The sequence below is a fragment of the Microcystis sp. M049S2 genome (assembly GCF_020245625.1).
GTDB classification, from domain to species: Bacteria; Cyanobacteriota; Cyanobacteriia; order Cyanobacteriales; family Microcystaceae; genus Microcystis; species Microcystis ichthyoblabe_A.
In genome coordinates this window covers 1-13,033 of sequence record NZ_JADBUN010000185.1, presented here as the reverse complement: position 1 = coordinate 13,033, position 13,033 = coordinate 1, and the positions used below count along the sequence as shown (strand labels likewise).

9 protein-coding genes and 1 pseudogene are annotated in these 13,033 nt (G+C 43.1%); 9 read left to right on the top strand and 1 reads right to left on the bottom strand.

What is annotated here, in order from left to right:
• Positions 1-133 precede the first annotated feature (133 nt).
• The 9 genes and pseudogenes from IM496_RS15825 to IM496_RS15785 all read left to right on the top strand — a co-directional run.
• Positions 134-331: pseudogene (locus tag IM496_RS15825) on the top strand (PhzF family phenazine biosynthesis protein); the annotation flags it as partial.
• Positions 328-591: a hypothetical protein gene (locus tag IM496_RS15820; RefSeq protein WP_194015308.1), complete on the top strand. Its 264-nt coding sequence runs from the start codon at positions 328-330 to the stop codon at positions 589-591. The pseudogene IM496_RS15825 and the gene IM496_RS15820, both read left to right, overlap by 4 nt.
• A gap of 11 nt (positions 592-602) precedes the next feature.
• Positions 603-3,665, top strand: coding sequence for an FkbM family methyltransferase (locus IM496_RS15815; RefSeq protein WP_287662505.1), 3,063 nt, complete (start codon positions 603-605; stop codon positions 3,663-3,665).
• Between the two features lie 26 nt (positions 3,666-3,691).
• On the top strand, positions 3,692-4,942 hold the full coding sequence (locus tag IM496_RS15810) for an FkbM family methyltransferase (protein WP_287662504.1): 1,251 nt from the start codon (positions 3,692-3,694) through the stop codon (positions 4,940-4,942).
• A gap of 72 nt (positions 4,943-5,014) precedes the next feature.
• Complete coding sequence (locus IM496_RS15805; RefSeq protein WP_287662502.1) at positions 5,015-5,767, top strand: class I SAM-dependent methyltransferase; 753 nt, start codon at positions 5,015-5,017, stop codon at positions 5,765-5,767.
• Positions 5,768-6,180: 413 nt separating this feature from the next.
• Positions 6,181-6,927: an FkbM family methyltransferase gene (locus IM496_RS15800; RefSeq protein ID WP_194015300.1), complete on the top strand. Its 747-nt coding sequence runs from the start codon at positions 6,181-6,183 to the stop codon at positions 6,925-6,927.
• 26 nt (positions 6,928-6,953) lie between these two features.
• Positions 6,954-7,736 (top strand): class I SAM-dependent methyltransferase, encoded by a 783-nt coding sequence (locus IM496_RS15795; RefSeq protein WP_287662500.1) that lies wholly within the window; start codon positions 6,954-6,956, stop codon positions 7,734-7,736.
• Positions 7,737-7,929: 193 nt separating this feature from the next.
• Positions 7,930-8,658, top strand: coding sequence for an FkbM family methyltransferase (locus IM496_RS15790; protein ID WP_287662498.1), 729 nt, complete (start codon positions 7,930-7,932; stop codon positions 8,656-8,658).
• A 581-nt stretch (positions 8,659-9,239) separates the two neighbouring features.
• Complete coding sequence (locus IM496_RS15785) at positions 9,240-11,309, top strand: beta strand repeat-containing protein (RefSeq protein ID WP_287662496.1); 2,070 nt, start codon at positions 9,240-9,242, stop codon at positions 11,307-11,309.
• Positions 11,310-11,898: 589 nt separating this feature from the next.
• On the opposite strand, the gene IM496_RS15780 is transcribed toward IM496_RS15785, so the two are convergent.
• Complete coding sequence (locus tag IM496_RS15780; RefSeq protein WP_287662493.1) at positions 11,899-12,774, bottom strand: Rpn family recombination-promoting nuclease/putative transposase; 876 nt, start codon at positions 12,772-12,774, stop codon at positions 11,899-11,901.
• Between the last annotated feature and the right edge of the window lie 259 nt (positions 12,775-13,033).

Genomic DNA, 13,033 nt, shown 5'->3' with positions numbered 1-13,033 from the left:
GCATTATTCACCAACTGGCAAAAACCTGATTGTGAGGACATCTCAAAAAACAGACTGTTTTTCAGCCAGATCGCTAGATGAACTTCTTGCCAAGGCTTTCGAGGATTTTCCAAAGTCTTCATGAATAATGCAGGCTAGGGAAGGGATGAATCAATGGACAATAATCCAAGGGGTGGAAATGGGCAGACCCAGCAGTTTACAATTAAAGTTTCAGAAAAACAACCGTAAAATTACGGAAGTTTCTGTGGGTGGTGCATCAGTTCTAGTCTGCCAAGGTAAGATGATAATTTCCGATGGGGAAACAAAAAGCGCTATAAAAAGGTCATTGTGAGAGCAGTTGCCGAAGTTAGTAAAAAGGAGATGAACAATCTTAAAACATTAAGACCTGCGAGGATCAATCTCGGTTTTGTCGGATGGATGAGAATAAACTTGACAGGGTATATCGAAAAATATAAAATTTCTAGAGGGATAACCAAGAAAAAATACGGCAGTTATCTTAATGACGAGGCCGTAGGCGAAACGAGTTTATACCTTGTTTTTCAGAGAAACCCTGTCAAAATCAATGAAATGTCTATAGCTAAAGCCTATTAAAATTAATCATTATGCTCACCTCTTATCAGGAACTACAAAAAAAACTTAGTTTGTCGTTACAAGACTTAAATAGTTTTGCCGACAAATTCCAAGAAAGTTATGATATTATAGTGTCTGCAAACGAAATCAATGAGAATCACGGTGTCGGGGTTCTTTTAAAGAGAATTTTCCCTGATACTGGTGGGATAGTCTCCCTACGAACCACTAATCTCTACGGAGGGGAGCAGGACTTTGGAGTCCAGAATTTCTGTCTAGATGTGCGCGGTTGTTCCTACGGGGAAATTTTAGTAAAAATTCAAAATTTATTTGTTTATTTAAAACCGAAAAGAGTCTTAGTAATTCCCTACTTTATCGAAGATTTTTATGTAGCCACAGCGATTAAATCTCTCTTTCAAGTCCCCGTTTGTACCTACCTGATGGATGATCAGAATGTCTATGTTGATGGCGTTGACGATGAAGCAGTTCAGAAATTACTCGATAGCAGCGATTTAATTTTAGGCATTTCTCTGCTCTTGGGCCAAGCCTATGAAAAAAAATATGGGCAGAAGATCTGGTTTATCCCTCCCCTCGTCGAAAGCTATCTGTTTCCCCCTGAAATTGTCATGCCCGATCTGATGGGGCGAGGCATTTTAATTGGTAATATTTGGTCTCAGAATTGGTTAGAAAAACTACGTCAGTTATGTCGGGAATCCCAAATAAAAATTGATTGGTATGGTAATCCCAATCGTCAATGGTTGCAATTCCAAGAGGAAGAATTAGCGCAGGATGGAATTTTCTTTCAAGGGTACTGTCCCCAAGCTGACCTAATTAACCACCTACGTCAAGCTCCTTTTGCTCTTGTTCCCACTGGCAGTTCCCCAGAAGAACAGGATCGGCCAGAATTCTCCTATTTGAGCTTACCCTCCCGCATCCCTTTTATCGTCGCTGCTGCTAACACCCCCATTCTGGTGGTCGGTCAGAAGGATAGTGCTGCAGCTAAATTTGTGGAAGAGTATAATCTCGGTTCTGTCTGTGATTATGCGTCTGCAAGTTTCTTAACAGAAATCGCCAAACTCCGCACCTATAACTATCAACTAAAACTTCGTCAGGCTAGTCATCAATTAGCCAAAAGCTTAAAAGCCGATCATTTTGACGATTGGCTCTGGCGATCGTTAGAACAAGGAAAACCGATCGATGATCGCTTTGCTATCTTCCAGAACCACTACATCTGCGGCAATGCCGTCATTACCCCCTGTGAAGTCAATCAACAGCACGGTACAGGGGCCCTAGTAAAAAGAATCTTTGCCGATAATCGTCAAATTATTTCCATACGCTCCGCTGATCACTACGGTGGGGAACAGGATTTTGGGGCCTTCAGTCTTCTTCTCGATCACCGAGAGCTATCGCGAGCGCAAGTGTTTCAGTCAGTGCTAAAAACCCTCGCACATAACCAGATTGAGAGCGTTTTTTGTGTCCCCTACTATGCCAGCGACATTCTGACAGCGATCGCTATTAAGGAATTATTTAACGTTCCCCTTGCCACCTACATCATGGACGATCAGAATATCTGCGTTCAGGAGATTCCCGATGCTTTGATGAAAGAGTTTTTAGGCAAATGTTCCCTTCGTTTTGCCACCCATCCCGAACTCCGCGACGCTTACGAGAATAAGTACGGCTACAAATTTTGGCTCCTACCGGCGATCGTTCCCCACCGTCTCATTAATAGTGAAGTTGCCGAAGTTTCTCCCCAACGCTGTCAAGAAAAATGGGGAGCTTTATTAGGGAGCATTTGGAGTCCCCAATGGTTCCAATCTCTTTTAGAGAGTATTCAAGGAGCAGGAATCAAACTAGATTGGTATGGCAATTCTAACTATTATTGGCTCAAAGAATCTCCCGCAGAATTAGAAAAATGGGGACTTTATGGCCAAGGACTTTATCCCGAAGAAAAACTAGCACAACAACTACAAGCATATCCCTTTGTCATTGTTCCCACGGGAACCATGGACGAAAGAGATGATCGGACAGAATTGTCTCGCCTTAGTTTACCCGGCCGGATTATTTTTAACCTCGCCACCGCTAACACCCCAGTAATTCTTTTAGGCAGTAATAAAACCTCGGCGGCTAACTTTATTAATCGCTTTCAAATTGGTGTGGTTTGTGATTATACACCTGAAAGTTTGGCAGCAGCCGTGGACTACGTTCTTAAACCAGAAAATCAGCAAAGAATGCGAGAAAATGCCGTTAAGGTAGCGGCAAAATTCTCAGATCAAGGGATCGATCAATGGGTGTGGCAGTCCCTAGAAAAAGAACAAGCAGCCGATGACAGATTTGAAGCGATTTTACCTCGATCGCCAATCGATTTAGTTCACTTTATCGAACCCCCCGTTCCCGCAATCATTTATAAAGATTATGCTCAAGTCTATCAAGTCATGCGACGTTTACGAGGGCAAAAATATCAGCCCGATTTTGTGGTTGATGTGGGAGCTTCCCACGGTATTTGGTCTCATACCGCTAGTCAATTATTCCCAGAAGCTCGCTTTATACTCATCGATCCGCTAATCTCAAAATACGAGCAATCGGCCAGAAATTACTATATCTGTAATATTCCTAAAGCGGAATTACTAGAAATTGCCATTTCTAATCAAGCTGGTCAGTTAAGTTTTCAAGTTTCCCCCGATTTGTACGGTAGTTCCTTGCTCACTCCCGCTGATTTTAGAAACTATGAAACGATTACAGTGGCAGTAAAAACCCTCGATCAGGTGGCGACCGATCAGGAAATTTCTGGCAGAGGAATATTAAAATTAGACGTGCAGTGTGCCGAGCATATCGTCTTAGAAGGAGCCAAAGAATTTATCGCTCAGGTGGATTTAGTCGTTGCGGAACTATCCTTTATTCGCTATGATCAGGACGCTCTCGTTTTCAATGAAATGCTTAATCTTTTGGATCAGCTTGGTTTCCGTTATTATGACGAAACCGGCGAATGGAGATCCCCAATTGATGGCACACTCCTCCAAAAAGAAGTGGTCTTTATTCGTCAAGATTTGTTAGTTCCTGAAACTAGCCGTAAAATTGAAAATTCTCCCAGTCAAGCTTAAGACAATTTACCCAATTACTAGCCAAAATGATCAAACAATTATTAGCCAAAAATAAAATAGTTCAGCGAGTTAAAGCAGTCAAAGATTTATTTCTAGAAAAACTTGATTCACTCAATCATGTCCAACTTGAACAAATCCAAAAACTTGAGAAACTTAATCAGCTTGATCCCTTAGATTTTAAGGTTGAGCAACTCAATAACTCCACGGAGCAAATCCGACAAGAAAATGCAGAAACCAAGCGAAAGGCTGATTTATCACTGCAAAATCAAGCTTTTTTGCTCAAGTTTTCCGTAGATATAGTTAAAAATCTCCAATTATTAACGGGAGACTGGAAACAAAAAGGGGACTTGATTCTGAATACCCTGCTAAAAAATCACGAAGATTCCCAAAAAACTGCTTACCAGCAAAGCAGCTTAATTCTTGATGCTCTCCAAAAAATTCAAGAAGCTAACCAGAAAATATTGGAAGATATCCACACGCAAAAATACAAAGTCATTATCGATCAAAAATATTTCCAGGATTTAGACATCGAATTAATGACTTATTTATATTCCTATCTTCCCCATCGACGTGCAGTAGATATTGGTGCTAATCGGGGCGATGTTTCTAGTCGTCTCCTACAAGCTGGTTATCAAGTTTATGCCTTTGAACCTTTTCCTCCCGTAATTGATAAGCTCAAAAATCGCCTCGGTAATCATCCTAATTTCCAGCTTTTTCCCTTAGCTATCGGTTCCGAAAATCAAACCCAAGAACTGCATATAGCCACCGATGAAACCCCAGATAACACCTATCAAGATGCCAGCTTTTATAGCAGTTTAACCAAGCATTCTCTTTCGGAAGGTTTAGTATTTACCGATACTATTACCGTTACTGTTAAAACCCTAGCTAGTCTCCACGATGGTGAGGAATTACCTAAAGATATTGGTTTAGTTAAAATTGACACAGAAGGCTTTGATTTAGAAGTAATCAAAGGTATGGGTAACTATCGTTATCCCGTGGTAGTTGCGGAATTTTGGGATCAAAATTTCCCCTTTGGTCGTTCGGGAGCGATGAATCAATTACCAGATTTAGTCAAGGCCATGAAAGAAAGAGATTATCATTGGCATCTAGTTATCTATCGTATTTGGGGCAGTTCCGACGTTAGTTATTATTGTAATTCTGCCTATTCCCTCGATAATTCCTGGGGCAATGTTTTCTTTTTCCAAGATTATCAGGTCTTCCATCAAGCCCTACTTTGGTCGGCTTCTGTTATGCCAGCTACCTACTTTTCTGCTTAATTGTAATTGCTAGGATTTTAGGTAAAATCTGCTAACAAATCAGAGTATAAAACAGCAATAAAGAGTAAAATTATGGCAAGTAAATTTCAAGAGTATGTCAGTCAATCAGCTTTAGTTGAGGGATTTTTTCTAGAGCAAGCCGCTATAACCTGGGATTGCTTACTAAATTATCAAACCAGCCATTATATCAAAGGTAATTTTTTAGAAATAGGAGTGTGGAAAGGAAAATCAGCTATTTTATCTTGTCTTCATGCTAACCCAGAAGAAACCTGCCTATTAGTTGACTTGATTATGTTTGACGAAGCCCAAGAGCTTCTCAGAAATTTACACTCTAACAGTAATTTTTATCGATGTAAATCTCAAAATTTTTGGCAAAATGAAGCTAATCTTCACCAGTTTTTTTCCAGCTGTAGATGGATCCACATAGATGGCGCCCATTCTGGTTCTGCTTGTTTTAATGATTTACAGATTGCTAATCAGCTTTTGAGTGAGGAGGGAATAATTTGTATGGATGACTTTTTTAACCCCAGTTATCCCCAAGTGACAGCCGCAGTTTTTAACTTTCTCTATCAATTTCCTTTTTCCCTGAAACTTTTCCTGTGTGGTTTTAATAAAGGTTATTTAGCTCGCCCCTACTACTGCGACAACTATCTTCGTTATTTATTGGAGAATTTTCATAATGATTTATCCCTGATAAACTATTCAGAAAAAATCACTCTCTACAAAACTTCTATGCCGGGAGATTTTAACTGCTTTGGTTTGCGGGAATATCAAGGGAAAGATTTTGTAGGATTAGATGAAGATGGCAGCAAAATCCTAATCTAGGGGCACTTACAGCCTTGCTTATAAAGATGAAGTATGACGGCATTTGGCATCATCTCTGCACCCCCAGCTACTGTTCCAGCGTTCCGCAGTTCTGGCGTTCCCTAAAACCAGAGACTTCCTACTTCACCATTAAGATAACTGCTATAGTAGATTAATTAGGGTCTGCTGAAAAAGTACGGGCGAAGCATTCGGATAGAAAATCTCCGGTTTCACCGATAGGTTATTGCCCGAATGCTTCGCCCCTACAGGACGCAGGCCGATGAAGACGCAAGGTTTGGAAGCACGATTCTCTCAAAATCTTGCACCTGTTTCGCCAGAAAAGCCACAAAACCCTTACCTTACCTACATTTCACATTTATTCAGCAAGCCCTAATTAGTTTCTCAAAAATAACTGCTTGTTAACTGTTTCAATTATGACTAACAAAACTAATCAATTTAATGAAGATTACCAAAAAATGATGGATGACTTGGACGATCAAGTTTTGCAGGAAGTCCGACAAACTTTTAGACGGCTTAAAAAACTCGGTCATGAACCTAGAGTTATCTTTGATGTCGGAGCTTCTAATAGTGGTTGGTCTTGTTATATCAAAAGAATTTTACCAGAGGCAGAATTCTATTTATTTGAACCTCTCATAGACCACTGCTCTGACTATCGAGAGTTCCTTGAAAAAGCCCTGGAAATATATCCTTCCTTTAAATTACACAAAATTGCTTTGGGAGAAAAAACTGGGGAAATCACCATGAATGTCTTTTCTGATAGCGTGGTCAGTAGTACAGCGTTAGATATGACCAATACTGGTGTACGGACGACTCCTGTTAAAGTCCAACAAATGACCTTAGATGATGCCATTGCCACCTTGAACCTACCAATTCCACAAGTTATTAAAATCGATACTCAAGGCAGTGAATTATCGATACTTAAAGGGGCGGAAAAAACGCTGCCCCATGTGGATATTTTAGTTCTAGAATGTTGGCTCTATCGAGGCTATGGACCAAACACTCCCCTGTTAAATGAAATTGTTGACTGGTTGTTGCCCTATAACTTTCGACTTTGGGATCTGGGAGATCCCTATCGCAATGAGGAGGGAGTTTTAGCCACATTGGACTGCTTTTTTATCAACACTAAATCTGGCCTAATGCCCGATTGGTACTACACCTAAGTCACTTATTAATTGCCAGGATATTTATGGGATATTTAGACTATTATGCTAGAGATTGTCTCAAGTATGTGCCGAGTCATAAACTGCACGAAAAAAAAGTCCTAATTGTCGGCTGCAATGATGGTAGAGACTGTCAACTTTTCCTTCAGTCAGCCGCAGTACACGGACTTGATATCTGTGCAGAAATTGGGACGGGATTTGTTCACGAGAAGGTCACTTATTTTAAGGAGTCAGCCGAAGCAATGTCTCGACCTGATAACTATTATGATATAGTCTTTTCGGCGGCAACAATGGAGCATATTCTTAACATTGAAGCCGCCTTTGCTGAAATGTTTCGTGTGACTAAACCGGGAGGATTAATTTACTGCGTTGGTGCGTCTCTGTGGAATTCTTACTATGGTCATCATCAGTATGGCTTGTTTTCAGATTATCCCTGGATTCACTTAAGATTAGCAAAAAATCAAATATTAGAGTATCTTAACCAACATAAAACTCTTCAGGATATAGTTCCCTTTGTTGAACTGCTGGAAAAACTTAATTTGCTTTCTGTACCTTTAATTAAGGACGACCAAAATAGCTACGCAGAAAATTTAGTAAATTTTATGTTTTCCGATTATTTTAATTTTCGGTCATCAATTCAATACATAAAAGCTGTTGAACCTTTGGATGTTTCCTACATCATCAGAAATGAAATTTGGCAGGACGGCGAGAACTTATTAACCGATGAAATTCTGGAGGAATTAAATGCGAAAGGTTATACAAAAGATGAGCTTTTAGCAGCTGCCCATACCTACATTGCCATTAAGTAACCTAGTCAAGGTAAAGAACAATGGTTGAAAATCCCGATTATAAATCCGTGTCACCATGAATATCTTCCCCAATCTGGTGGCCAGTAGTACTTTAGATTTTAAGTGACCCCGACGCTACCCTTAGCACCCTAGACTGTGTTCTTCTCAACACTCGTTTAGAACTAACCCCTAACTGATACTACCAGAGCCACCCATGACGAATTCTGACTACAAGTCCGTTGCCGATACCTATAAAACGAGGGAAAAGTTTGCTCAGTTAGATTTAGAAATATTCCAACATTTGCAAGCTAAAGGGTTGTCCCCCCAGGTTATTTATGATGTAGGGGCCTCGGATGGTTCCTGGTCTAGGGATATTGTTGAGGTGTTTCCCCAGTCTCAGTTTTATCTATTTGAGCCGTTAGTGAATCACGCACCGGCTTATCAGCAGTTTATGACCGAAAGTTTAAAGCTTCATGACAATTTTCACCTCTATGGGGTGGCGTTAGGAGAACGGGAGGGAACTGTCACCCTTAATGTTTTTCCTAATCTGGTGGCCAGCACCGCTCTCCCGATGGAGGGGTCAGGTTTAGCACTATCGCCCGTGACGGTTCCAGTCCTCACCTTAGATGGCTTAGTGAAGCGGGGAGAGTTACCAATTCCCCAAATCATCAAGATAGATACCCAGGGATACGAGTGGTCTATTCTCAAGGGAGCAGTCCAGATCCTCCCCCAGGTTTCAGTCTTATTGTTGGAGTGTTGGTTATACCGAGGCTATGGCCCCCAGACACCTCTGTTAACAGAATTGGCCAATTGGCTGCTAGGCTTAGGTTTTCGTCTTTGGGACCTAGGGGATGAGTACCGAGACGAGAGAGGAGGACTGGCGACAGTGGACTGTCTCTTTCTCAATGTGGCCTCAGATATCTGTCCCGCCTGGCACCATTAGGGACTTGCGTGGGAATAATATCCCAGCCAGAAAATCACTCTGTAGAAGAATCAGACCAGCCAGATGGCATATTATCAAAACGCAAGTCCCTTAGCTGCGAGGGTTCTCGAAGGCTCTCCCCCTACTTAGGGGGATCAGCAAACCTGAGCGAGCGGAGGGCGCAAGCTTTGCGCCCCTACAGTAACGGATTTTGTCCACAATGTAGGGGCGAACTGCGTTCGCCCAAAAGGTACATTATCAAAGCGCAAGTCCCTTAGTCTCTTTCGTGCAAACAAATCGAATAGGGTTAAAGCAAATCGTCACATAATGTTAAATTTGACCGCCTATCTCTCAAATCTGGAATTCCGTGCGCTATGTTAGTAGTAGTTTTTCAGTGAGTTAGTAAGCATTTCTAGCACTGGTATCTTCGGTGACACGATATCGAAGAAAAGTCCATTTAACTCTAGCTCCCATTGCTCTAGCTCTGCTTGACAAAATGATAATGCCTCTCCTATGATTAGTTGTGGTACTTCAGAGATGTTTTTAGCTTCTTTGATTTTTGACCTCGTTTCCTAGTGTGAGGAGTTTTAGGTAACAAAATTATGGCTATTCCCCAATCTTCAATAATTGCTCTGTCCTTGATGTACACCAAGCTGCCCCCGTCAGCTTCTGACCTTACCTATTGGGCGAGTCCCGCAGGTCAGGCAGTTTCTTGGGAGCAAGCGGTGCAGGCATTTTCTACCTCTAGTGCAGCCAAGACAGCCTATCCGATGTTAGCATCCCCTACGGTGCTGTCTCAGGATGCGGCCGCTCGTCGTGCTTATGTCACCCAAGCTTTCCAAAATCTCTATGGGATTGCCGCGGCTGACATTAATGCGGAAGAGTTAACCTACTGGGCTGATACCTACCTTCTGTCCTCCCCCCAGGCAATTTTTGATTTTCCGGTCGTTTTAAATCAGTATTCCCCCGCCTCACGGCAACTGGCTTTGACGAACCGCGCTCAGGTAGCACAAAACTTCGCAGTTGCCATGGCGGCTGATGGCTCGTCCACCTTTACCTCAGCCCAGTATAGTAGTGGCTGGGTCATTGTGAATACAGTCACTGCCAGTGCCGATAGCGTAACGGCGGCTAACGCACAAATTGCTCAATTTGTCGCTGGTGGTGGTGGCGGTACGGGAACGACCTTTACCCTGTTAGAAAATGGGGCAGTTCTCACCGCTTCTGCCAGCTCTAAAGTTTCCCCGGCAGGTCAGTTTTTGACTGCCTCCAATAACACGGTTCAGGCTTTAACCTTCCTCCCTAATAGTTTTGTTCAAGACCCTAGTACAGCTGACGCTGATGTTCTGACAGCCCAAATCTTGGGTGTGGGTGCTATAGTTACCCCAAACATTACTAACATTGAGACTATTGAGTTCACTGGTTCGAACGCTGCTGTAGCTGATATTGTCAACATCTCTGGAGTCAAGAGTTTCGTTATCAAGTCCGGTAACTTGCAGGTTAACACCGCCGAAAAATTCCCCTTGACTCTGGCGGCTGGGTATGCCAATGAGCTATCTCTCAAACTCGCCGATACAACAAAAGCTTCGACCGTTAACTTGGCGGGTACTGTTGCTGGGACGACTATTGTTGACCTTAACTCCGCTGCTAATGTCAATATTGTTGTCAAAGCTGATAGTGTTCTCAAAAATAGTGACGCAACCGTAGAGACAATAAAGAGTGGGGCATTCGCGGGAAACAACAACTTTGTGATTTCGGGTGATAAAAACCTGACCATTGACGGCAAGATTACCGTCTCTAACCCTGCCACTGATCGTTTGGATGCCACTGACTTTACCGGGAAACTGACCCTGAACCTCGGCGATGTCAGTAATATAACCCGGATTGTCGGTGGTAAAAGCGATGACACCTTCACCTTGACGGCGGCAGTAGATCAGATTAATGGTGTTAGCCTCAATGGAAACAATGGCAGTGACACCTTAACCGTTAAAGTTGGGAATGCTGTTACCACTGCTATCAATGGTGTTACCAACGTTGAGACGATTATCTTTAAACAAGCCGCCACTAACACCACAATCACCACTGTGAACGAGGTTGTGGCAAGTGGTGCCACTTTAACTGTTGATGCTTCTTCCTTCACCACCAAAACCTTAACCTTTAATGGTGCCGCTGAAACCAATGGTTCCTTCAAGATTACTGGTGGTGCAGCAGCCGACACCCTGAAAGGCGGTGAATTAGCCGACACCCTTATTGGTGGCGGTAACACTGATCAACTATGGGGTAAAGCTGGTAACGACCAGTTCCTCTTGAATAAAGCCACTGCCGGTAATGACGTCACGATCAATGACTTCAGCCTAGCACCAGGTGATAATGATGTGTTCGCCCTAAGTAGTGCCGCCTTTGAAGGCGCTCCGGCAGTGGGAGCCGCCTTGGCGGTTAGTGCTGTGGCGGGTGCAACTAACAGCGCTAATACAATCCTAGTGGATACCTTAGCAAACCTCACGGCTAATCAGACCGCCACTGGCTTAGTGCGCTTTGGTTACGCCAAAGATAACGGGAAGTTGTTCTACGATGCTGATGGTGATGGTAACTTCAGCGCCGGTACTGTTCTTATTGCGACGACGACGACTGCGCCTCTGAATTTAAATGCCGGCAACTTTACCATCGTCGCTTAATTTACAGTAAGCAGACGAATCCGAGTTGACTATTATAAAAGACCGTCCTTTTTCAGGATGGTCTTTTATAGTTCCGGGGTAGAACCCTGGAACGAGAAAGGGAGGGTCTCCCTCCCTTCCCTAGTGGGTTATAGTAGGGTTAATTCATGAATTAACCCTACCGGCTCTTCTAGGTTCTGTGTGATAAGTTTAACTTACGATCAATCAATCTTTGTGTCCTTTGTGTCCTTTGTGTCTTTGTGGTTCGTTCCACCCCCTCCCTAGGAGGAATGTATCTTAGAATACATTTTACTCACCAAATCCAAGAGAGTCCCCTACCCTTGATAAGGGACTGGCGTAGAAATAATATCCCAGCCAGAAAATCGCTCCGTAGAAAAACCAGACCAGCCAGATGGCACATTATCAAAGCGCAAGTCCCTAACATCTCGAAGGCTCCCCCCCTACTTAGGGTGATCAGCAAACCTGATCGATCGGAGGGCGCAAGCATTGCGCCCCTACAGTAACGGGTTTTGTCCACAATGTAGGGGCGAACTGCGTTCGCCCAAAAGGTACATTATCAAAGCGCAAGTCCCTAAGGGTGGTAATAGCTTCAATTTCCTTGCGACTTTTCTGGGGGAAATCGCTTTAAGAGTTCCTGCTTGGAACAATGGAGAAGTAAAGGAGTAAATTCTTCTGGGGACAATTGTAAAATCCGGCTGATAATAGCTTGAATTTCTGGGTCTAACTCACCAAAACGGACTCGGAGCAGATTTTCCACCACCAGACGTTCCCCCTCTTGCAGACCCCTTTCTAGACCTTGTTCTTCTCCTTCGGCCAGTGCCTCTTGATAGACTCTCGTTTGTTTTAAATCACTTAGTCCAAACATAGCTTCAATTTCCTCGCGACTTTTCTGGGGTAATTTGTAAATGATGATACTTTCGATTAGGTCAATTAACTGCCGTTGACTGGACTGGTCGGTGATTTCTTCTCTGGTCCGCTCGATTAGGGTTTGAGCAGTCCTCACCGCTGCCGTTTCCGACTCTACTACTAATTTAATCACACCGATTCCTAAGGAGGGATTGTCTCCGTAGGGCAATTCATCGAGATAAATGCGTCTAACGCTTGCTAAATTGAGGATTTCGCCAAAATGCAGGGATTGTTCCCGTTCCACCCCACGATGGGGATAAATGACGACAATTTGCCAGGGGTGGGGTGGTTGATATTGTTTTAGAAACAGGAACAATTCCGCAAAAAGTCGATAGTAGAGGGGGTCGTCTGGTTGGAACTGCACTTCCACTAGGTAGAGGGGTTGCTGAATATCTTCTCTGAGTGGCATAAATAAGCCATCGAGACGGAAAGAGAGTTGTTTCACCTCTTGGGAGGTGAATTGATAGTTTGCTGCTCCCGGTTGGGGTTGTCCGATTAAGTCAAAGAAACTGTCCGGAAAACGCAGGAAGATTTGGTAAAAGAGACTGTCAGTTTTCACGAGAAATCTCGCTTCTAGGGTTGATTGGCAGTTGCCGAATCGTTTGGCTAAACGGTTAATACTCTAGTATTAATAGGCATCGTAAGCAGCTAGACACAATTGATTATACATATCTAACTAGGGTTTGCTGAAAAAGTTTTTCGTGGGGGCAGGGTGTGGGGTGTGGGGTGTGGGGTGTAGGGTTTTACCGATTTTCAGGTGGTCAACTACCTAATTTTCAGGGAAAAAGTACCTGAATTTTCCCCCCGATCACTCCAAG